Raw genomic sequence first — 21,908 nt, 5'->3', positions numbered from 1 at the left:
CGAGTGGCACAGTGATTCCCATGATGACGATTCCCATGACGACCCATCGCGGGAACCCATGACACCTCATCGCCGAGCGCGCCGTTCGTCACGGCGCCGGCATGTCGCTGTGGTCGGTGTTCTGCCCCGACTTACGGGTATGTCAGTCTGTGCGGCCCTGCTCTTCGCCGGTTGTACGACGGATGGTCAGGCGGTGGGCAACTCGGCCGCGGACCTCTCCGATCGTGCGGTGCTCCCTGCCGACTTCCCGGTTCCGGGTGCGACTCGGGTCCCCGAGACGGCGGTGCCGTTCGCCCTGGCCGGAGTGAGCGGTAACGATCCGGCGGTGGCCTATCCGGTCGATTGCGCACCCCCGGCTCCATCGGCCGCCGGTGCCGTCGTCACCTCGGTGATCGTGGCCTCGGGATCGACGTCGTACACCTCCGCGATCGCCCGCGTGCACGACGGGCTCGCCGCACTACTCGCCCAAGCCGGTCGGTGCCCGGAGACCCGTACCGGTGGGCAGCGGGCCGGCAGCATCATGGCGACCCGGATTCAGCCGGCTCCGCCGGCACCGACCGAGGTCGACACCGCCGCCTTGCAGCGCACCGTGTTCACCGGTGACCTCTCCCATTCCGCCGCCACGAGCAGTCTGACGCTGCTCGGACAACGCGATGACGTCCGCGTGTACGCGCAGTACCGATGGGCCGGTGACGGCGCCATCGACCCGTCGGCCGCCCGGAGTCTCGACGCGCTGTTCACCAAAGCGGTGGCTGCTGCCTTCTGACCTCGGTGCGTGCCGACGGTTGTGGACGAGCGGCGATCGGGGGATCACCGGTCCGTAGCGGTCTCGACCGACGGGGACCGGACGGCGCCGACGACCACGATCAGCGCATGACGCCACAGATACCGCCCTCACCCATCGATGCGACCACCTTGCTCAGTGCGGTCCCCGCGCTCCTCGGATTCATCCCGAGCCGCTCGCTGATCGTCGTCGTTCTCCAGTCCCCGAACAGTGTGCGGGTTGCCATGCGCTACGACCTGTCGCTGACGTCGGACGGGCGCGCCACCGACGAACTGCTCGTCGTCGCCGAGAGTTTCGGACACATCGTCCGCCGACACGGCGGGGGACCGGTGCTCGCGGTGATCGCCGACGACCGATATTCGCCCCACGATGACCGCTACCGTCAGGTGTTCTCCCTGGCCGACGACTGCCTCGCCGATTCCGGTGGTCTCGCACAGGGTTTCGTCGTCACCGCCTTCGAGCGGCATGCGCCCTGGCAACTGATCTGGAGACGCTGCGCCGGTCCGACAGCAGCCGGGGTGGGCGGCCGACCGGCCAGTGGAACCATGGCCGATCCCTACACCTCGCCGACCGCCGTCGCCGAGGCGGTGTCGACAGGTCGACGGATATTGGGCGATCGATCGGAGATGGCCGCGATGCTCACCCCGCTGCCGCACTGTGACTCCACGCACTGTGACTCCCCATCCGGTGACTTTCCGAGCGGCGCCGAGTTCGATGGGGGACAGCGGGTCTCGACGCGAACCGAATTACGGTTGGCGCCGGTGCAGGACGATCTGTCGAACCGTCCGGCAGCAATGGGCAGGAAATCCCGAGATGGGCGAAACGCCGAGTTGTTGCGCGCCGTTCTTCATGCGATGCAGGCGCCGGGCGTGCCCGACTGCGCGACCATGACGGTGCTGCACCGCGCGATCACCACACTCCCGGTGCGCGACGCCGCACTCGCCTGCGCGGTCACCGACCTGAGATCAGATGCGGAAAACCTGTGGCGCACCCTCACGCGCCGATTGCGAGGTACCGGACGTGCCAGTGCCGCAACACTTCTCGCACACCTGCATTACATCGGCGGGGAAGGGGCGTTCGCGGGTGTCGCGCTCGACTGCGCGTTGGCCGCCGACCCCGGGTGGAAACTGGCGACCCTGCTCGACCAGGCGTTGCGCGGCGGCGCGACACCCTCACTGCTCTGGGAGATGATCGACGAGTCCTATGGCATCGCCACCGATCTCGGGGTGGTGATCCCCCGAGCAACACTGCGTGCCGTCGGCTGACCGGCCGTGTCGCCGAACCGTGGCCCAGCCAGTGTCGCCCGCGCAGCGTGGTGGTGCGCGTCGCCGGCCGGTCAGAACCGGTCGGCTAGACCTTCTCGACGAAGATCGAGTGCGCCATCTCCGCGGAGAGGACCAGACCCTCGTGACCCGGGGTGTCGACCTCGACGCGCTGCGGGGTACAGGTCACCGTCACCCGGGCGTTGGGGACGACCCCGGCCTCACGGAGATCGGAGATCAACTCGCGATCGGACTGGGCGTGCTCGGCGACGCGGCGCACGATCACCGCGACCGGGTCGCCCTGCGGGAGATCGGAGAGCCGGGTCGCGGTGTCGATGGGGGTCGCGGCCTCGGCGCCGAGCGCCTCGAGGCCGGGAATCGGGTTTCCGTAGGGCGAGGTGGTGGGGTTGTCGAGCACCGCCAGCAGACGTCGTTCGACGTTCTCGCTCATCACGTGCTCCCAGCGGCAGGCCTCGTCGTGCACCTGGTCCCAGGGCATCCCGATGACATCCACGAGCAGTCGTTCGGCCAGCCGGTGCTTACGCATGACGGCGATCGCGAGACCGCGGCCCTTGTCGGTGAGTTCGAGGTGGCGGTCCCCCGCGACCCGCAACAGCCCGTCGCGTTCCATGCGCGCCACCGTCTGTGACACCGTCGGTCCGCTCTGATCGAGACGCTCGGCGATACGAGCACGCAGTGGGACGATCCCCTCTTCTTCGAGGTCGTAGATCGTCCGCAGGTACATCTCGGTGGTGTCAACCAGATCGTTCACTGTCCGCAGTCCCTTCGTCGTCACCAAGGGTACCTTGACCAGCACCGGCATCGGCGAAGTCGTCGAGCGCCCCGGAACACCCGCGTGGCGTCGTCGGCTCCTCGGTGAGTGTCGTCGGTGTGAGCGTCGTCGCCCCCGTGCCGATCCGCACCGGGCGGGCGTCGGACCCACTAGCCTGAAATCCGTGCCGAGTCAGTGGAGTCCTCGATGAGTGCAGCGGTGATCTGGAGTGAGGACTTCCTGTCCTACCGGTGGGCGCACTCCCACCCGATGAACCCCGTGCGTCTGGCGTTGACGATGTCGTTGGCGCGCAGTCTCGGGGTACTCGACGACGTCGACCTCGCCGACCCGTTGCAGATCGACGACGACGCGCTGATCCCGGTGCACTCCCGCGACTACATCGATGCCGTGCGGGCCGTCGGATCGGGCACCGCGTCGTTGTCCGGGCCGTTGCTGGCGCGGCTGTTCGGACTCGGTGACGCCGACAATCCCGTCTTCGACGGGATGCACGAAGCCGCTCGGCTGCTCGTCGGTGGGACGCTCGCCGCCGCGCAGGCCGTCGCATCGGGATCGGTGCGCCGGGCGGTCAACATCGGCGGCGGCATGCACCATGCCATGCGATCGCGGGCCGCGGGGTTCTGTATCTACAACGACTGTTCGGTCGCCATCCGGTGGTTGCTCGACCACGGCTACGACCGCATCGCCTACATCGACATCGACGCCCACCACGGTGACGGGGTGCAGGCCGAGTTCGTCGCCGACCCGCGTGTCATGACCATCTCGCTGCACCAGCATCCGGCCACCCTGTGGCCCGGCACCGGTTGGCCGACCGAGATCGGTGAGGAGGATGCACACGGCACCGCGGTGAATCTGCCGTTCATGCCGAACACCCCGGACCGGTTGTGGCTGAGAGGGTTTCATGCGGTGGTGCCATCGATGATCGCCGAGTTCGCACCACAGATCCTGATCAGCCAGTGCGGTGCGGACAGTCACCGCGCCGACCCGCTGACCGATCTGGCACTGACCGTCGACGGACAACGCGCGGCGATGATCGCCATGCGTGACCTCGCCGAAAAGTACTGTGAGGGACGGTGGATCGCGGTCGGTGGCGGGGGCTACGGCGTGGTCAACGTCGTACCGCGCAGTTGGACGCACCTGCTCGGCGTGGTCCTCGACCGCGACATCCCCGTCGAGACCACCATCGGTGAGCAATGGTGTGAGACCGCCACCGAGGTCGCGGGCACGATCTACTCGGAGTATTCGGCGGCACCGGTGGGCACGATGAGCGACGACGGCGACGTCGGTTATGTCGCCTGGGACGGCGACACCGGTCAGGAAGCACCGCCCGGTGTCGACGAGTCGGCGCTGCGACAGACCGATCGAGCCATCATGGCCACCCGCAAGGCGGTCTTCCCGCTGCACGGACTCGACCCGGAGGATCCGCGTGACTGAGCAACCCACCTCGGACGACGCAGGGCAGTCGGACGTCGACGCCGACACCACCGCGGGAGCGCGCACGGTGGAGGGGCCGGTCCCGCGCGGGCCCTGGGATTACCCGCGGCACTGGATCGCCGACGTCCTGGCCTCCGACGGTGGCGTGGTGCATCTCCGGCCGATCGTCCCCGACGACGCCGATCGCGTCGTCCGGTTTCATGCCGGGCTGAGCGAACGCACCCGCTACATGCGGTACTTCGGCCCCACCCCGACGCTGCCGCCGCGCGAGGTGGTTCGGATGACCACGGTCGATCACCAGCAGCGGGTGGCGCTGGTCGCCGTGCTCGGTGGTGAGTTCATCGCGATCGGCATCTACGAGGGCCTCGCCGCCGACGGCAAACCCGAATCGGCCGAGGTCGCCTTCGTCGTCGCCGACGCGCATCAGGGACGCGGACTGGGGCCGATCCTTCTCGAACACCTCGCCGGCGCCGCCGCGGAGAACGGCTTCACCCGATTCGAGGCGGAGGTGCTCAGCGAGAACCCGAACATGGTCGCGGTGTTCCGCGATGCCGGATACCAGATCTCGCGCGCCTTCGACGGCGCGACGGTTCACGTCGAGTTCACCATCGACCCGACCGAGGCGTTGCTGTCGGTGCGCAACGCCCGCGAACGTGCGTCCGAGGCGCGCAGCGTCGCCAATCTGCTGCGACCCATGTCGGTGGCGGTGATCGGTGCATCCACCGATCCGAAGAAGGTCGGCAACGCCCTGTTGGCCAACATCATCGCCGGCGGATTCGCCGGACCGGTGTTCCCGGTCAACGGGCCCGGACACCACGGTGACGACACCGACGAGCAGGCGCACGCCGATGGCGCGGCCGGTCACCACGTGGTGGGACATCCGGTGGCGCATGGCAATCCGCGTCTGCGTGACCGGCAGCGGCCACCGTCGGTGCGGGGTATTCGTGCTTACGAGACGGTGCGCGACATCCCGGATCCCGTGGACCTCGCAGTCGTCGCCGTACCCGCAGCAGTCGTCGACGACGTCCTCGACGACTGCCTCGTCAAGGGCGTGCGCACCCTGGTCATCGTGTCGTCGGGGTTCGGTGAGGCCGGTGAGGCGGGCCTGGCCAGTGAGCGGCGCCTGCTCGAGCAGGTGCGCGAACACGGCATGCGTCTGGTCGGGCCCAACGCCCTCGGCGTCGCCAACAACGACCCACAGGTCGCACTCAACGCGACATTGGCACCGCGTATCCCCGCCGCCGGGCGGGTCGGCTTCTTCTGCCAGTCCGGTGCGCTGGGCATCGCCATCCTCGACACCGCCGCGCGGCGCCAGATCGGTCTGTCGACCTTCGTCTCGGCAGGTAACCGCGCCGACGTCTCCGGCAACGACCTGCTGCAGTACTGGGACACCGACACCGCGACCGATGTGGTGCTGCTCTATCTGGAGAGCTTCGGTAACCCGCGGAAGTTCTCGCGCATCGCGCGTCGCGTCTCGCGGACCAAACCCATCGTGGCGGTCAAGTCCGGCAAGGGGGCGCTGACCGCGGTGCGTGCCGCCCGATCGGCCGCGGCCACCCTCGACGACCGCATCGCGCAGATGGTGCTCGAGCAGGCCGGCGTGATCCAGGTCGACACCATCCCGGAATTGTTCGACTGCGCAACGATATTCGCCTATCAGCCGCTGCCGCGCGGGCCGCGCACCCGGATCATCGGCAACTCGTCGGTACTCGGCAGCCTCGCCGCCGACACCGCCCGCAACGGTGGTCTGGACGTGATCGGCACCGTCGACATCGGGGCCGGGGCGTCGGAGGAGGAGTTCGAGTCGGCAGTGGCCGCGGCGATGGCCGACGACCAGGTCGACGCGATCGTCGTGGTGTTCGTGCCGCCGGTGGCGGTCGACGCCGACTGGCACGCCCGCGCGCTGATGGCCGCAGCCAACACCCCGGACGCCGATGCGGCCAAGCCCATCGTGACGACGTTCCTGGCGGTCGAGGGCATCCCGCCCGGACTCATGCGTCCCGGCCCGAACGGCCTGCCGGAGCGGGGATCGATACCGTCCTACGGCAGCCCCGAACGCGCGGCGTCCGCGCTGGCCAACGCGTGGCAGTACGCGCGCTGGCGCGCCCGGCCCGAGCCGACCGTCATCCGGCCTGCCGACGTCGATCCCGAAGCCGCCCGCATGTTCGTCCGGGAGGAGATGGCGGGCCTCGAGGCCACCGACGGGGAGCGCACCACACCGGACGAGAACACCCCCGATACCGAACCGACCGGTCGGCTGCTGAACGAGGTTGCCGCGGCCCGGCTGCTGACCTGGTACGGCATCGATGTCGTGGCGTTCCGCGAGGTACGTACGATGCACGAGGCCAGTGCCGCCGCCCGCGAGCTGGGTTTTCCGGTGGCGGTCAAGGCCACCTCGCCGGGCTGGCGGGGCCGTCTCGACCGCGAGGGTGCGCGGCTGGATCTCCCCGATCCCACCGCGGTGGTGACGGCGTTCGCCGAGCTGACCGAACTGACCGGCGACGGCGTCCTACACGTGCAGAAGATGGCGCCCAAGGGGGTGGGGACCGTCATCACCATGCGTGATGACCCGTCATTCGGGCCGCTGATCTCATTCGGCTTGTCCGGCAGCACCTTTGAACTTCTCGGCGATCGTGCGTACCGCGCGGTGCCACTGTCGGATCGGGATGCCGCCGATCTCGTCGATGCGCCTCGCTCGGCGCCGCTGCTCGACGGATTCCGCGGTGAGCGCCCCGCCGACAAATCCGCTCTCGTCGACATCCTGCAACGCATCTCGACCCTCGTCGAGGACATCCCGGAGATCCGGGAAGTCACCTGTGATCCGATCCTGGTCTCACCCGACGGCGCTGCGATTCTCAATGCCCGGATACGCATCGGTCCGGTGCCCTCGAGGAGGGACACCGGACCGAGGAGGCTCAGCTAGGCCGGCTCAGCCAGACCGGAATGAGTTGACCGGGGCGGCCGCGAGTCAGCTGGCGTAGGCGCGCAGGCGTTCGGCGCGATCGCCCTGACGCAGCTTGCCCATCACCTCGCGCTCGATCTGCCGAACACGCTCACGGGAGAGTCCGAACATCCGGCCGATCTGGTCGAGCGTGCGCGGTTGACCGTCGTCGAGGCCGTAGCGCATGCGGATGACCTGCTGTTCACGCTCGTCGAGGGTGGCGAGAACGGCGCGCACGTCCGAGTGCAGCAGACCCGCGATGACTGCGTTCTCGGCCGAGGTTGCCTCGGCATCCTCGATGAAGTCGCCCAGCGGGGCCTCTTCGTCGCTGCCGACCGGCATGTCCAGACTCACCGGATCGCGGCTGTGGTCGAGGAGATCGGCGATCTTCTCGGCGGGAATGCCCGACTCGTTGGCCAGCTCGTCGTCGGTCGCCTCGCGGCCGAGCTGCTGATGCAACTCGCGCTTGATGCGGGCGATCTTGTTGACCTGCTCCACGAGATGGACGGGCAGCCGGATGGTGCGGCTCTGATCGGCCATACCGCGGGTGATGGCCTGACGAATCCACCAGGTGGCATACGTCGAGAACTTGAATCCCTTGGCGTAGTCGAACTTCTCCATGGCGCGGATCAGGCCGAGGTTGCCCTCCTGGATGAGGTCGAGCAACGGCATACCGCGACCGGTGTAGCGCTTGGCCAGCGAGACCACCAGACGCAGGTTGGCCTCGAGGAGATGCGCACGCGCTGCCTCGCCCTCACGGACCACGGTGTTGAGGTCGCGCTTCTTGGCGGCACTCAAACGCTTACGGGTGGCCAGGACGTGCTTGGCGTAGAGGCCCGCCTCGATCTGCTTGGCGAGCTCGACCTCCTGTTCGGCGTTGAGCAGCGCGGTGCGGCCGATGCCGTTGAGATAGACCCGGACGAGGTCGGCGGCGGGCGATTGGGCGTCGAGATCCTGCTCTGTCATGGCAGGACGAGTGGAGGTGGTGGGCTCGGCGGAGAAATCGGTGGTAGGGGTGGTGGAGCGAGCAACGGTGGAGCGTGACATTCCGGCCTCCTGACTTGAGTGCATTCAGATGGTCCAACGCCGCACCGACGCCGATAGTTCCCGACGCCGGAGTTCCTTACCTTTCGGTCACCACGCTGACCTGCTGATATACGCACCTCACCGTCGGTGGTTCTGAGAAGTTGCTGAGATCGGTGAATCCGCGGAACACGGTCAGGCCCCTGGCCGTGTCTCCGAGGACGTCGAATCGATCGTTCGGGCAGTGGTTCCGAGCGGAGCCGGGCCGACGACGGTGTGATCGGACCCGTACAGGTAGTGCGGAACCTCGCCGCGCTTGCGCGGAGGCCGATCGTTGGCGATCAGCACCGCCACCCACGGCAGCGGGATCGATGCGGCGATGATGGCCAGCGCCCACCAGCCCGAACCGGTCGACGAGTACACGATGCCCGCGATGATCAGGGCCGGGACACGGAACGCCATCAGTGTCAGGTATTTGCGGACACGGGCGCGATGCTGCTCGTCGTACGGAGTCGGGGCGCCGGTGATGAGGAATGCATCTGCCTTCGATCGATCCGTCCCGGACCGCTCGCCGTTGTCGTCCCGCTCACCCATGACTCCACTGTCCCACTTTCCCCGAACGGTCGCACTGTCGGTTATGTCCGATTATTCGATTCTGTTGCGTTCTCGAGTGCCTTGGGTTCGGCAGGGGTGACCCGGTCCAGCCCGGGTGGCGCACAATGGTGGGCATGCCCACCGAAACCATTGAGCGGCCCGACATCGACGAACGCATCGACACCGATGTGCGGACCGACACCACCACCGACGAACGTCCCGACGCCGACGCCACCGATCGCGGTGACGACGACCGGCCCAAGTTCTTCCATTACGTCAAGAAGGACAAGATCGCCGAGAGCGCGGTCATGGGTACTCATGTCGTGGCCCTCTGCGGGGAGACCTTTCCGGTGACCCGATCGGCCAAGCCGGGCTCGCCGGTGTGCCCGAAGTGCAAGAAGATCTATAAGCGGATGCGTAAGGAATGAGTGCCTGATCGCCGGCGGTCGCGATCGGGAATCGTGGTCGTCACGAATCGTCGGGTGAATGCCCACTCGGCCGGTTTCGTCGGCTGATCGGACCGGTCGACAGGCGCTCGGGCAGCATCTTGAGCTGTCCGGTGACCTCTGCGGTCTGGTGGTGGACCCAATCCCGGACCTGCGCGGTCACCGCGGGCCGCGCAGGCCACAGGGACTGCACCGCGGCGTTGAACTCGGCGCCGACCACGATCGCGAACCCGAGGAAGAACGTGAAGAGCAGGAACGCGATCGGGGTGGCCAGCGCGCCATAGGTGTAGCCCGCCCGCGTGATCGCGGCCAGATAGAGCCGCAGGAAGTAGCTGGCCACCCAGAAGACGATTCCCGCGACGATCGCGCCTCCCACCAGGCGATGCCAGGGCAGTGGATTGGGCAGCGCCAGATGATAGAGCGTGGTCAGCACCAGCATGAGCAGCAACGCCACGAACGGGAAGTACCCGAAATCGATCGCGTTGGTGACGATCGGGTCCCAGGATTCCGGCACGATCTCTCGGAGATAGTTGGGGCCGAGCGCGACCAGGGGGAGCAGCGGGACCGCGACGGTGAGAAACCCGAGGTAGAGCAGCAGCGCGAAGATCCTCTGCCACACCGGATTTCGGACCTCGTGTTGGTCGTGGGCACGCACGATCGAGGCGACGAAGCACGACACCGCCGATGACCCCGCCCACAACGACAGGATGAAGCCGACCGAGATGACACCGACACGTCCGCGGCCCAGGACGTTGTCGACGGTCGGCTTGATCAGGTCGTTGACCACATTGGGTGAGAAGGTGCGGTTCGCGAACGCCAGGATGCGATCGGAGATCACGTCGACGGTGTCGGGACCGAACCAGCCCGAGAGATAGCCGACGCTGCCGAGCAGTCCGAGGAGCAGGGGAGGCAGCGACAGCGCCTGCCAGAACGCGGCCTGCGCGGCCCAGCCCACGATCCCGTCATCCCAGGACTTCACGATCGTCCGCCAGATCAGGATCGGGACGTTGCGTACCACCGGACGCCGCGGGGTCTCGGGCGGTTCGACCGTCGGGTCGTCGCGCCCGAGTTCCTTGTCCGTCCGCGGGTCGGCGCCCGGTGGGGGTGAGCCGGGGTGGGCCGTCTCGGGCTGCCCCGGGTCGGCGAGCGCCCGGTGGTTGGGGTCGGGTGCGTCGAGTTCGACCGACGACGGTGCCGGGCGGCGCGCCGAGTGCAGCGGTGCGGTCGGGATCTCACCGCGGTCGGGGTGCGGTGCGCGAGGGGGTCGGGGGAGCAGAGCACCCGGCGGCGGATCGGCACCCGGGCGTCCGGCCGCCTCGGGGACCGGGCCACGACGTGCGCCCGACGACGTGACGTCGTCGGGAGTCATCGGAGCGGGGTTGCGTCGTCGGGTGCTGATGGTTACAGCATCCACGATCGGCGAAGGTGATGTGCGCCACCATGGCCGCGACGTGCCCAATGCGCGTGTCGCACGCGGAGTCCTCGGCGTTTCCCGCACACCTCGACTGCACGGCTCCCCGCGCCTCGGCACCGTGGTGCCCGACGCCTCGATGGCACGTTGTGTCCCACACCGTGTCGCCCACGCGGGTGTCGGAACCGCTCGGTAGCATTGGCCCGTCCGTGAGGTGTGCCGGCCGATCGCCCGGCATGCTGTGTCGCCCGGGTTCGACCGGGAACACCGACGGATTCCCCGTCCACCGACCCCCGGAGTCAGCTGCCAGTGACCGCTGCCGAAGACCTTGCCGCCGCCGCCATTTCGGGCCCCCCGCTCCGCGCCTGGCAGCGGCGTGCGCTGACCCGATACCTCGCGCGGGGGCCGAAGGACTTCCTGGCGGTCGCGACCCCCGGTGCGGGTAAGACCACCTTCGGTCTGCGCGTGGCGCGGGAACTCCTCGACGACCGGACGGTGGAGCAGATCACCGTGGTGACGCCGACCGAGCACCTCAAGCATCAGTGGGCCCAGGCCGCCGCTCGCGTGGGCATCTCGCTGGACTCCCGGTTCCGCAACGCGACCGGTCAGACCAGCTCCGACTATCACGGCGTCGCGCTGACCTATGCGCAGGTCGCCGCGCACCCGTCCCGGCACCGGGTGCGCACCGAGAACCGGCGCACACTGGTGATCCTCGACGAGATCCACCACGGCGGCGACGCGAAGTCGTGGGGTGAGGCGATCCGTGAGGCCTTCGACGACGCCGAGCGCCGACTCGCCCTGACCGGTACGCCGTTCCGATCCGACGACTCGCCGATCCCGTTCGTCACCTACGAACCCGAAGAGGGTGGGGTGCTGCGCTCCCGCGCCGACCACACCTACGGATACTCCGACGCCCTCGCCGACGGCGTCGTGCGACCGGTGGTGTTCCTGGCCTATTCGGGTCAGGCGAGTTGGCGCACGAGCGCGGGCGAGGAGTTCACCGCACGGTTGGGTGAGCCGCTGTCGGCCGAGCACACCGCACGCGCGTGGCGGACCGCCCTGGACCCGCACGGGGACTGGATTCCGTCGGTGCTGCAGGCCGCCCACACCCGGCTGGGACAGATCCGGGCCGGCGGTATGCCCGATGCGGGCGGCCTTGTCATCGCCACCGATCAGACCGTCGCCCGTGACTACGCCGAACTGTTGCAGGCGATCACCGGAAGGACGCCGTCGGTCGTGCTCTCCGACGATCCGAAGGCATCGTCGCGGATCGCGGAATTCGCCGAGTCCGACGACGAGTGGATGGTGGCGGTCCGCATGGTCTCCGAAGGTGTCGACGTTCCGCGGCTGGCCGTCGGCGTCTATGCGACGAGTTCGTCGACGCCGTTGTTCTTCGCGCAGGCCATCGGCCGATTCGTCCGGTCACGCCGACCGGGTGAGACGGCGAGCGTGTTCCTGCCGTCGGTGCCGGTGTTGCTGAACCTCGCCAGCCAGATGGAGGCCGAGCGCGATCACGTGCTCGGCAAGCCGCATCGGGACAGCGACGGCCTCGACGACGCCCTGCTGACCGACGCCAACAAGCAGAAGGACGAGCCGGGCGAGGAGGAGAAGGGTTTCCAATCCCTACACGCCGACGCCGAACTCGATCAGGTGATCTTCGACGGCTCCTCATTCGGCACGGCGACGTTCTCCGGCAGCGACGAGGAGTCGGACTACCTGGGTCTACCCGGCCTGCTCGACGCCGATCAGGTGCGCGCTCTCCTGCGTCAGCGGCAAGCCGACCAGGTCCAGACGCGTTCGGCCGCCCCGGTCACCACCCCGGCCGCCGACGCGGTCAAGCCCGCCGGCGAGAATCTGCACGCCTTGCGCAAGGAACTGAACACGCTCGTCGCTATGCACCACCATCGCACCGGGAAACCGCACGGGGTCGTGCACAGCGAACTGCGGAGCAAACTCGGTGGCCCACCGACCGCGATGGCCTCGGCGGATCAACTGCGCGAGCGGATCGCCGCCCTGCGTGAATGGCGCTGAGCGCCCACAGACGACGAGAGGGCCCGGCGGGAAACGTTTCCCGCCAGGCCCTCTCGTGGTGTGGGTCGGTCAGACGAGCTCGCCGGCCGACTGGTCCACGGTGGCCTGCATTTCCACGAGGCGAGCCTCGTGCTCGTTGAAGTGGTGCCGGCAGAAGAGGAGTTCGCCGCCGTTGGGGAGTACGGCGCGCACCTTGGCCGCGGCGCCACAGCGATCGCAGCGATCCGATGCGGTCAGTGGCAGGGAGATCGGGGGTGTGGTCGCGATGTCTGGCATGGTTTCCTCCGTCCCGGTCCGGCACCTCTCGTGCCATTCCTTCGTGAGCCGGCACATCCGGGCGATGCGCCAACCTCACTGTGTCAGACGTTTTCGGCTTTCGTATTGTTCCGCAGCCCCGGCGAGTTGTGTCGTCACTCACCCGTTACACGGGTGGCGGCACCCGCAACATGGGATCCACAGACTGTTACCGGCAGTGCGACGCTGGCTCACATCGCGGCGCAGGTGCGGACCCGGGTGAACCCCGGTATCAGCGTGCCGGCGTCGCCACCGCGCCCGTCGTCGTGTCGCGTTCCTGTTCCTCGCGCAGGGAGCTGATGGCGTCGGAGGACTCCACCTCGCGGTCGCGTAGGTACTCGCGCAGCGAGTAGGCGAATGCCGCGGCCCACGCGAGCACCACCACGGCGTAGATCGCCGTCTGGACCGGACGAGCGATGTCGACGAGGTCTGCCCGCAGCAGGCTGCGCGCGTTGGTGAGCACGATCAGCCCGCCGACGGACGCGCCGAGCAGACGCGGCGGGACGTGGCGGACCAGCCAGGCCGCCAGCGGCGCGGCGAGCACACCGCCGACGAGGATCGCACCGACCCACGCGAAGTTGATCCCCTGCGATCCCAGACTGAACAGGAATCCGAGGCTCGCGGCAACGGCGATGATGAACTCGCTGGTGTCGATCGAGCCGATCACCTTCCGTGGCTCGAGACGCCCGCTGGCCAGGATGGCCGGAGTGCCCACCGGTCCCCATCCGCCGCCGCCGGTGGCGTCGACGAATCCGGCGATCAGGCCGAGTGGGGACAGGAACCGTTTGCGCAGCGGCTTCCCGAGGTGCTGCCGGGGAATGCCACTGAAGGTGAATCGCACGAGGATGTAGAGACCCAGGGCCAACAGAATCGCGGCCATCGCGGGCGCTGCGGCCTCGGTCGACAGATTCGACAGGATCGTCGCACCCAGGAATGCGCCGATTGCACCTGGAATTGCGATGCGGCGCACCACCTTCCAGTCGACATTGCCGAATCGCCAATGCGAGACGCCCGAGACCAGGGTGGTGCCGATCTCGGCGAGATGGACGGTCGCCGACGCGGCGGCGGGATTGGTGCCGATGGCCAGTAGCAGCGTCGTCGTGGTGACGCCGTAGGCCATGCCGAGACTGCCGTCGACCAGTTGGGCGGCAAAGCCGACGAGGCCGATGAGAACGATGGTGCGCATCAGAAGAGTCTTTCGATGAAGGTGTCGGGGCTGAATCAGAGTCGGAGGTGAATCAGAGTCGGGGCTGAACCGGATCTGTGTGGATCAACCAGACGTCGGATCAGCGAGACGCCGGATCAGAGAGACCGCGGATCAGAGCGGCATCGGATCAGGCGGCGGCGAGCCAGACCGGACACAGCATCGACGCGACCCGCACCAGGTCGACGACACGGCGACGCACCAGGGGAGTTCTGGGTACATCGCGCGAAAGCGGCATGTCCGACATCGTAGGGGTGCTGCCGTCACCCCCTCGCATCCGCGAGTGCGTCCCGATCAGCGGGCCCGAAACCCTTGACAGAGCTGAGGAATCGGCGCGCAGACGCCGACTGCCCCGGCCGTCGGGCCGGGGCAGCAGGTGGATCGTGAGGGTGTCGGTCAGTCCAGGTAGTCGCGCAGGACCTGGGAGCGGCTGGGGTGGCGCAGTTTCGACATCGTCTTCGACTCGATCTGGCGGATGCGTTCGCGCGTGACGCCGTACACCTGGCCGATCTCGTCGAGAGTGCGCGGCTGGCCGTCGGTGAGGCCGAAACGCAGGCGGACCACGCCGGCTTCGCGCTCCGAGAGCGTCTCGAGGACCGATTGCAGCTGGTCCTGCAGCAGGGTGAAGCTCACCGCATCGACCGCGACGACGGCCTCGGAGTCCTCGATGAAGTCGCCGAGTTGCGAGTCACCTTCATCGCCGATGGTCTGGTCCAGCGAGATCGGCTCACGCGCGTACTGCTGGATCTCCAGAACCTTCTCCGGCGTGATGTCCATTTCCTTGGCCAGTTCCTCCGGCGTGGGCTCACGGCCCAGGTCCTGGAGCAACTCGCGCTGGATGCGACCGAGTTTGTTGATGACCTCGACCATGTGCACCGGGATGCGGATGGTGCGGGCCTGATCAGCCATGGCGCGGGTGATCGCCTGCCGGATCCACCAGGTGGCGTAGGTCGAGAACTTGTAACCCTTGGTGTAGTCGAACTTCTCGACGGCACGGATGAGGCCCAGGTTGCCTTCCTGGATCAGGTCGAGGAAGGCCATACCGCGACCGGTGTAGCGCTTGGCCAGCGACACAACCAGACGCAGGTTCGCCTCGAGAAGATGATTCTTCGCGCGGTTGCCGTCGCGTGAGATCCAGTTGAGATCGCGCTTCTGTGCGGTGCTGATCTTCTCGCCGGACTCCATGATCCGGCGCAGTCGCTCGGTCGCGAACAGTCCGGCCTCGATGCGCTTGGCGAGTTCGACCTCCTCCTCGGCGTTGAGCAGGGCGACCTTGCCGATCTGCTTGAGGTAGGCGCGCACCGAGTCGGCCGAAGCGGTGAGTTCGGCGTCCTTGCGGGCCTGGCGCAGGGCTTCGGATTCCTCTTCGTCCCAGACGAAGTCGCCGGCGGTCTTGGCGTCGTCGGAGGACTTGGCGGCCGCGGCGGTGGCTGGTTTGGCCGCCGCAGGAGCTGCGGGGGTGCCTTCGGACTCGTCGTCGTCCTCGTCCTCGGCGTCTTCCTCGTCGTCGTCGGCGGTCAGATCGTCGGCGTCGATCTCGACGTCGTCGAGTACGGCGTCGGGGCCATCGAGTTCTTCGATCGAGGTGGGCTCGGTATCGGTGTCGTCGGGGGAGTCCGCGTCACCGGCGGCCTTCGGGGCGACCTTCTTCGCGGCGGTCTTGCGGGCAGGAGCCTTCTTGGCGGTCTTGCGAGCGGTGGCCTTCTTGGCCGCCTTCTTGGCGGTCTTCTTCGCGGGTGCCTTGTCAGCCGTGGGAGCGGTCGACGTCGTCGGGTCGGAGACCGTGGTCGGGTCGGAGACCTCTGCGTCGTTCTGGCGGGTCTGGGTGGCTGCCACGTACAACCTTTCGGATGCGAATCTTGACTGTCCTCGCGGCAGCGTCGGCCGTCGCGGATGAGGGCTTGGTGCGGCGCACATGGCACCGGTGCGGACCATTGTAACGACACCACCCCCACCGATGTGACAAAGGCCAGGTCAACGGCAGTGTTGGAAGGTCACGATCTACACGCGGAGGCCCTGATCGACGGCCATGGCCGCCCCGACGATGCCCGCGGTGTTGAGCAGGGCCGCGGCCTCGACGGGGGTGGAGTTGGTCAGCAGCGGAATCCATTTCGCCGACTTGCGACTGATCCCGCCACCGACGATGAACAGTCGCGGCCAGAACAGCGCCTCATAGGTTTTGAGGACCTCGGAGACCTTCTCGGTCCACTTCTCATACGACCATCCCTTGTCTTCCTTGACCTTCGACGACGCCTGGTGCTCGGCTTCCTTCTTGCCCACCTGGAGGTGGCCGAGTTCGGTGTTGGGCACCAGTTTTCCGTCGTTGAGGATCGCCGAGCCGATACCGGTTCCGAAGGTCAGCAGCATCACGACGCCATTGACGCCCTTGCCCGCCCCGTAGGCGTCCTCGGCCATACCGGCGGCATCGGCGTCATTGAGGACCGAGACCTTCCGGCCGTCGAGATTCTTGCTGAACAGTTCGTAGACGTCGGTGCCGATCCAGCCCTTGTCGATGTTGGCCGCGGTGCGCATGATCCCGCCGGTGATGACCCCCGGCAGGGTGATGCCGACCGGTCCCTGCCAGTCGAAGTGCGCGACGACCTCGGCGACCCCGCCGGCGACCGCGTCGGGGGTGGCCGGCTGCGGGGTGAGCACCTTGAACCGTTCACCTATCAGGGCACCCGTGTCGAGATCGACGATGCCGCCCTTGATACCGGAGCCGCCGACGTCCACGCCGAAGGCGAGATTGGTTGCCGTCGAAGTCTTTTCGTCCGAAGCCCGATCTCCTTCGCGTGCGGAGGCGGTGGGGGAGCCGGGCGTGCCGGACTCGGTCATGGCGGGTCCTCTCGATACGGATCGATGGTGATCGGGTATGACGCGTCTCCAGGCTATCCAGGCGGGCATCGTGGTGCAGCGAGGATGGCCAATCCGTCCCGGGAGGTGTCGGTCAGTGCGGTGAGCCCCGTCTCACCGGATGCCCGAACGCCCGCTCGCGGCGCCGGATGTGCTCACATGGACAGGTGGAGCAACGAGGCAGTGATCCCGTCGGCCGGAACGTCGCATCCGAGGGCGTGCCGTCGGCGAATGTGACAGTCGAGAGTCCTGCCGCGCTGGCCGAGCTCGCCGTCGAGATCGCGGAGGCCGCGGCCGACCATGTTCGTCGCCGACGTCCGGAACTCTTCGGCGGTCCGGGTCCTCAGGCCGCCGCCGACGGCATCGAGGCGGTGACCACCAAGTCGACGCCGACCGACCCGGTCACCTTGGCGGACACCGAAACCGAGCAACTGATCCGGGATCGTCTCCGCACGGCCCGACCGGCCGACGAGATCCTGGGCGAGGAATCCGGCGGCGCCGTCGATGTGCCGACCGGGGTGCGCTGGGTCGTCGATCCCATCGACGGGACCGTCAACTTCATGTACGGCATCCCGGCCTATGCGGTGTCGGTGGCCGCACAGGTCGACGGTCGTTCGGTGGCGGGCGCGGTGGTCGACGTCGCGCGGGCGGTCACCTATCACGCGGCCGAGGGCGGCGGCGCGTTCCTGCGCGCCGGCGGTGAGACGGTGCCGTTGCGCTGCAACGACATCGAGCGGGTCGAGCTCGCCCTCGTCGCCACCGGATTCGGATACGACGCGGAGCGCCGGCGCGAGCAGGGGGCGATCGTGGCGCAATTGCTGCCCCGGGTACGCGACCTCCGTCGCATCGGCGCGGCGGCACTCGATCTGTGCATGGTCGCCAGTGGGGCGGTCGATGCCCACATCGAGCACGGGCTGAGTCCCTGGGATTGGGCGGCGGGCGGATTGATCGCCGCCGAGGCCGGAGCGGTCGTCCATCTGCCACCGGCCGATTCGCGGTCCTGCGACGGCCACGCGACGATCGCGGTGGCTCCCGGGATCGCCGACGCCTTCGTCGCGCTGCTCGACGATCTCGGTGCGCGTCGGGCACTTCCGGCTCGCGACTGACGCTCCCCACCGACCGCGGGCGTCGCTCAGCAGGGTTGGGCGTGCACCGCTTTCACCAGTCCCGGATCAACTCCGGCCTGCGGGTTCTTGGGGTCGGCCGAACGCAGCGCCTCGAGTGCGGCCTGCGCGTCCTGTGACTGCTCGCGCGGCTTGTAGTACTCACCGAGTGCCACGTCGACGTCGGTACCCCGGCGGCCGTCGTTGATCAGCTGGGCGCACGGGATCGCCAGCCACACCGACGCGGCGGCGGCCTGTCCGGCGGGGCCGAACCGGATCTGGGCGACGCAGTCCAGGTCGTGATTCGGGTAGATCGGGTCGTCACCGAACGCGGTGTCGCTGGCCGGGGTGAACCCCTGGGCGGTGAGGTCGTTGGATACCGATTGGGCCTCGCCGCGTTGGGTGGATGCGTTGAGTACGCGCACCTGGAAGGTCGACAGCGCGGCCGGTGCGACCGACAGCATCTGATCCCGGTTCACGACGGTCCGGGAGGGGGTCGCGCTCGCGCCCGCGGGCGCGGGGGGCTGCGCGGCGGTGGCGGTCGCCGAGGCCGAAGCGCTCGCCGGCGTCGGCTCGTTGCAGGCGGTGGGGGTGGTGTCGGAATCCGAACCGGCCAGGGCGACCGACCACGCGATGATGCCGAGAACCACCAGGACGGCCAGGAGGATGAGGATCGCGCGCGCGTTCCGACGCTTGTAGGGCCGACCGTTGTGGTCGGTGGGATAGCCGGTCGTAATCTGCGAGACCACCGTGAACTGCGCTCCTTCACCAGGGAAGGGTCGAGCGCGCCGGCGATGAATGCCGGGCCCGACCGCCGATTCTGGCCCAACTCTAGAGGGTGGCCACCGCGACGGAGCGCAGGCGGCGCCGACTAGGGGATGGTCGTCGCCGACGCCTCATGCGGCGGTTTCATCCGGCTTGCACACACTGTTGACTCTGCGGTGGTCGTGCACTAGGCTTCGGGCGCCCGCACTCCCGAGTCCGCTGGAGTTCTGGCAACCAACTGTGATCAACATCACAACTGTCTGGTCGATGATCGGTAACGAATCACACCGGTCATGACGTTGTAGTGACGCCGGCAAGACAATCCCGGCGACTTAGCGCCCCAGCGGTCCAGGTCACGAGCCGACGACCCCAGGTCGCGCTCCTTCAACCAGGTAAGGCACACAATGGCTACTGATTACGACGCCCCACGGCGCACGGAGTCCGAGGACCTGAACGAGGACTCGCTCGAGGAGCTGAAGGCACGGCGCAGTGAGGCGCAGTCGGCTGCTGTCGACGTCGACGAAAGCGATACCGCCGAGTCGTTCGAACTGCCCGGCGCCGACCTCTCCGGAGAAGAACTCTCGGTTCGGGTCATCCCGAAGCAGGCCGACGAATTCACTTGCACCAGTTGTTTCCTCGTCTACCACCGCAGCCGTCTGGCCCGTGAGAACGGCGCGAGCATGATCTGCGTGGACTGCGCCTGATCGACCCCACCCGACGGATCCGCCCTCCGGGCGGATCGTGGTGGGGCCCAGGGTGCCACCCCGTCACCGGTTGCTCGTCGGGATGTTCACCCGTTGCCGGCGGCTGCGTCGGCAACGCCCAACGCGCTCAACAGTTCTGCGGGCCTGCGCGTCGACACCAACCAGTACGGAGTCGGATCGTCCGGGTCGTCCAGAACGAGCAACACCATCGTCTTCACCCATGCGTGATGGATCAGGAACGCCGCGGGGTCGAGCTGCCGGCCCAGGGCGGCACTCTTCGCCGATGCCGGCACCGATGCTCCTCGTGCGATGACCGACCGTGGCAGCCGCGCCTTCCCGGCGTGCAGCTCACCGTCGGCGGTCACCCGAATTCGGGTGTGTCCCATCGACACCAGAACCAACGCACACACGATCGCCGCGCCGAGGTAACCGAGGAGACCCCACGGCGAATCATGCGCCGACAGCTGGATCTCATGACCCACCACGCCGGTCACCACCACGGCGGCCAGCCACCACCACCACGGCACCGACAGACGCTCGGCGTACCGATCACCGTCGCCTGCGTCACCGTTGCCACCGTCACCGGCACGATCCGTCCCCGACTCAGGGTTCGAGGAGACCACGGAGTCGGACTCGTCGGTAGGCCTCGTCTGGGATTTGTCCGTGCGGGGTTCGTGGGTGCCGGGTTCGGCGGCACTGCGGGGTTCCGGGTCACTCACACCCCTCAGCGTAGTCTTCCCCCGTGGCCTCAGAATTCCCCCCTGTGACCGGGTCCGACCCGTCCGATTCGTCCTCGTCCGATTCGATCCCACCGGTCCGGATTCAACGACTCGACCCCGACATCGCACTGCCCGCGCGCGCCCATCCCGGTGATGCCGGGGTCGATCTGTGCTCCACCATCGATCTCGAACTCGGGGCCGGGCGTCGACAACTCGTGGGCACCGGGATCGCGATCGCGCTGCCGTACGGCACCGTCGGCCTGGTCCACCCCAGATCCGGACTCGCCGCGCGCGCCGGTCTGTCGATCGTCAACGCTCCCGGCACGATCGACGCCGGGTACCGCGGTGAGATCAAGGTGTGTCTGATCAACCTCGATCCGACCGAGACCATCCACATCTCGCGCGGTGACCGCATCGCGCAGCTGGTGATCCAACGAGTCGAACTGCCCGAGTTCGTCGAGGTCACCGAACTGGACGAGACGAGCCGTGGCTCGGGCGGATACGGGTCCAGCGGCGGTCACGCGATCCTGTGAGGCGTGCGCCCGGCCCTGGACTACCCTGCAGTGGCGAGGGTGACGCGGTACCAACCGTGAAAACGGCGATGGGAGACACGAACTGATGGCTGACGAGGAGCGGGGGGTCGGGGACTCGGGCGACGGGGAGTTGCGGGTGGGCCAGGCCCGCGGGCCCTACGACATGGAACTGCTCGACACCCCGGCCGAGGAACTCGCCAATTCGCACCTGGATCTCGGGTCGGTGCTGGTCCCGGTCGTCGAGGGCGGACAGGTCACCGTCGAGATGTCGCCCGACCATCAACCCGAAGCCGTGTATCTGGTGACCCCGCACGGCCGGATCAGCGTGACCGCCTTCGCCGCGCCGCGCTCTCCGGGACTGTGGCGTGAGGTCGTGCGTGAACTCGCGGCCTCCCTGCGGGACGAAGGCGCGACCACCAGCGTCGAGGACGGGCATTGGGGGCGAGAGGTACTCGCCGAGGTGCCCGGTGGCGCACACCGGTTCATCGGGGTCGACGGTCCACGGTGGATGGTGCGGTGTGTTGCCAGTGGCCCGGCCGAATCCGCGGGCCCACTCGCACAACTCGCGCGTGCCGTCCTCGCCGAGTCGGTGGTGCGGCGCGGCAAGGATCCGGTGCCGCCCCGCGAAATGCTGCCGATCGTCCTGCCTCCCGTCCTCGCCGAGCAGGTCGCCGCCGCCCAGCAGCAGATGTTCGCCGACGACCCGGCCGCCGGTGCACCGACCGGTTCCGTCGACAACACCCCCGACGACAACCTTGCCGCCGACAATCTCGCCGTGTCGAACGCTCCGGGCGAAACCCCCGCCCCCGCACAGGTCCCCGAGCAGCCGACACCCGAGACCGAGCGCATCGCCGGCGGTGCGCTCGATCAGATCGAGCAGGCCACCGTCATCCGCGAGGTGCCTCCCGCCGACGACAGTGGGACACCGGAGGGCGCACCCGACGCCGATGACGCGCCCCCGCCGTCGGCGGGTTCGGCGATGCAACGCTTCCGCCGTCGCCGCGGCAAGCGCTGACC

General features: G+C 68.1%; 20 protein-coding genes. 10 read left to right on the top strand and 10 right to left on the bottom strand.

Annotated features, from left to right (window positions below):
* The first annotated feature begins 139 nt into the window (after nucleotides 1-139).
* A complete protein-coding gene (locus tag P3L18_RS09860; RefSeq protein WP_276113984.1) occupies nucleotides 140-766 on the top strand; it encodes a hypothetical protein in 627 nt (208 codons plus the stop codon).
* A gap of 107 nt (nucleotides 767-873) precedes the next feature.
* Nucleotides 874-2,049 (top strand): DUF4192 domain-containing protein, encoded by a 1,176-nt coding sequence (locus tag P3L18_RS09855; RefSeq protein WP_276113983.1) that lies wholly within the window; start codon nucleotides 874-876, stop codon nucleotides 2,047-2,049.
* A gap of 85 nt (nucleotides 2,050-2,134) precedes the next feature.
* Here P3L18_RS09855 and P3L18_RS09850 read toward each other — a convergent pair whose 3' ends face one another.
* Nucleotides 2,135-2,818, bottom strand: a complete 684-nt coding sequence (locus tag P3L18_RS09850) for a metal-dependent transcriptional regulator (RefSeq protein WP_006371155.1) — start codon at nucleotides 2,816-2,818, stop codon at nucleotides 2,135-2,137.
* A gap of 207 nt (nucleotides 2,819-3,025) precedes the next feature.
* Between P3L18_RS09850 and P3L18_RS09845 the strand changes: the two genes are divergently transcribed.
* Both P3L18_RS09845 and P3L18_RS09840 read left to right on the top strand, forming a co-directional pair.
* Nucleotides 3,026-4,270: an acetoin utilization protein AcuC gene (locus tag P3L18_RS09845; RefSeq protein WP_079929544.1), complete on the top strand. Its 1,245-nt coding sequence runs from the start codon at nucleotides 3,026-3,028 to the stop codon at nucleotides 4,268-4,270.
* Nucleotides 4,271-4,337: 67 nt separating this feature from the next.
* On the top strand, nucleotides 4,338-7,193 hold the full coding sequence (locus tag P3L18_RS09840) for a bifunctional GNAT family N-acetyltransferase/acetate--CoA ligase family protein (protein ID WP_276114080.1): 2,856 nt from the start codon (nucleotides 4,338-4,340) through the stop codon (nucleotides 7,191-7,193).
* A gap of 45 nt (nucleotides 7,194-7,238) precedes the next feature.
* Here the strand turns inward: P3L18_RS09840 and P3L18_RS09835 are convergent, their stop codons facing one another.
* Entirely contained in the window at nucleotides 7,239-8,177 is a 939-nt protein-coding gene (locus tag P3L18_RS09835; protein WP_231386991.1) for a sigma-70 family RNA polymerase sigma factor, read from the bottom strand.
* Between the two features lie 252 nt (nucleotides 8,178-8,429).
* Complete coding sequence (locus P3L18_RS09830; RefSeq protein WP_276113982.1) at nucleotides 8,430-8,828, bottom strand: DUF3099 domain-containing protein; 399 nt, start codon at nucleotides 8,826-8,828, stop codon at nucleotides 8,430-8,432.
* A 134-nt stretch (nucleotides 8,829-8,962) separates the two neighbouring features.
* Here P3L18_RS09830 and P3L18_RS09825 point away from each other — a divergent pair, with 134 nt between their 5' ends.
* Nucleotides 8,963-9,256, top strand: coding sequence for a DUF3039 domain-containing protein (locus P3L18_RS09825; protein WP_026920164.1), 294 nt, complete (start codon nucleotides 8,963-8,965; stop codon nucleotides 9,254-9,256).
* 40 nt (nucleotides 9,257-9,296) lie between these two features.
* Here the strand turns inward: P3L18_RS09825 and P3L18_RS09820 are convergent, their stop codons facing one another.
* Complete coding sequence (locus P3L18_RS09820) at nucleotides 9,297-10,643, bottom strand: YhjD/YihY/BrkB family envelope integrity protein (protein ID WP_276113981.1); 1,347 nt, start codon at nucleotides 10,641-10,643, stop codon at nucleotides 9,297-9,299.
* 351 nt (nucleotides 10,644-10,994) lie between these two features.
* Here P3L18_RS09820 and P3L18_RS09815 point away from each other — a divergent pair, with 351 nt between their 5' ends.
* Nucleotides 10,995-12,716 carry a DEAD/DEAH box helicase gene (locus P3L18_RS09815; protein WP_276113980.1) on the top strand — a complete coding sequence of 574 codons (1,722 nt, stop codon included), beginning with the start codon at nucleotides 10,995-10,997 and terminating at the stop codon, nucleotides 12,714-12,716.
* A 69-nt stretch (nucleotides 12,717-12,785) separates the two neighbouring features.
* On the opposite strand, the gene P3L18_RS09810 is transcribed toward P3L18_RS09815, so the two are convergent.
* The 4 genes from P3L18_RS09810 to P3L18_RS09795 all read right to left on the bottom strand — a co-directional run bounded on the left by P3L18_RS09810 (nucleotide 12,786) and on the right by P3L18_RS09795 (nucleotide 17,049).
* Nucleotides 12,786-12,992: a hypothetical protein gene (locus P3L18_RS09810; RefSeq protein ID WP_014359844.1), complete on the bottom strand. Its 207-nt coding sequence runs from the start codon at nucleotides 12,990-12,992 to the stop codon at nucleotides 12,786-12,788.
* Nucleotides 12,993-13,242: 250 nt separating this feature from the next.
* A complete protein-coding gene (locus P3L18_RS09805; protein WP_276113979.1) occupies nucleotides 13,243-14,196 on the bottom strand; it encodes a sulfite exporter TauE/SafE family protein in 954 nt (317 codons plus the stop codon).
* A gap of 414 nt (nucleotides 14,197-14,610) precedes the next feature.
* Complete coding sequence (locus P3L18_RS09800) at nucleotides 14,611-16,050, bottom strand: RNA polymerase sigma factor (RefSeq protein WP_276113978.1); 1,440 nt, start codon at nucleotides 16,048-16,050, stop codon at nucleotides 14,611-14,613.
* A 165-nt stretch (nucleotides 16,051-16,215) separates the two neighbouring features.
* The gene (locus P3L18_RS09795) at nucleotides 16,216-17,049 is read right to left on the bottom strand and encodes a polyphosphate--glucose phosphotransferase (RefSeq protein WP_276113977.1); all 834 of its coding nucleotides are present in this window, start codon (nucleotides 17,047-17,049) and stop codon (nucleotides 16,216-16,218) included.
* A gap of 185 nt (nucleotides 17,050-17,234) precedes the next feature.
* On the opposite strand from P3L18_RS09795, the gene P3L18_RS09790 reads away from it, so the two are divergent.
* Nucleotides 17,235-18,173: an inositol monophosphatase family protein gene (locus P3L18_RS09790; protein ID WP_276113976.1), complete on the top strand. Its 939-nt coding sequence runs from the start codon at nucleotides 17,235-17,237 to the stop codon at nucleotides 18,171-18,173.
* 26 nt (nucleotides 18,174-18,199) lie between these two features.
* On the opposite strand, the gene cei is transcribed toward P3L18_RS09790, so the two are convergent.
* A complete protein-coding gene (gene cei, locus P3L18_RS09785; protein ID WP_276113975.1) occupies nucleotides 18,200-18,919 on the bottom strand; it encodes an envelope integrity protein Cei in 720 nt (239 codons plus the stop codon).
* Between the two features lie 420 nt (nucleotides 18,920-19,339).
* Between cei and P3L18_RS09780 the strand changes: the two genes are divergently transcribed.
* A complete protein-coding gene (locus P3L18_RS09780; RefSeq protein ID WP_014359847.1) occupies nucleotides 19,340-19,639 on the top strand; it encodes a DUF4193 domain-containing protein in 300 nt (99 codons plus the stop codon).
* Nucleotides 19,640-19,725: 86 nt separating this feature from the next.
* Here P3L18_RS09780 and P3L18_RS09775 read toward each other — a convergent pair whose 3' ends face one another.
* A complete protein-coding gene (locus P3L18_RS09775; protein WP_094600450.1) occupies nucleotides 19,726-20,358 on the bottom strand; it encodes a DUF3093 domain-containing protein in 633 nt (210 codons plus the stop codon).
* A gap of 44 nt (nucleotides 20,359-20,402) precedes the next feature.
* Between P3L18_RS09775 and dut the strand changes: the two genes are divergently transcribed.
* Nucleotides 20,403-20,891: a dUTP diphosphatase gene (gene dut, locus P3L18_RS09770; RefSeq protein WP_014359849.1), complete on the top strand. Its 489-nt coding sequence runs from the start codon at nucleotides 20,403-20,405 to the stop codon at nucleotides 20,889-20,891.
* Nucleotides 20,892-20,976: 85 nt separating this feature from the next.
* Nucleotides 20,977-21,906, top strand: coding sequence for a DUF3710 domain-containing protein (locus tag P3L18_RS09765; RefSeq protein ID WP_094600452.1), 930 nt, complete (start codon nucleotides 20,977-20,979; stop codon nucleotides 21,904-21,906).
* Nucleotides 21,907-21,908: the final 2 nt, after the last annotated feature.

This window comes from Gordonia sp. N1V (assembly GCF_029269935.1).
Taxonomy (GTDB): domain Bacteria; phylum Actinomycetota; class Actinomycetes; order Mycobacteriales; family Mycobacteriaceae; genus Gordonia; species Gordonia polyisoprenivorans.
Note: the sequence above shows the minus strand (reverse complement) of the source record. Positions and strands in the feature narration are given on the sequence as shown.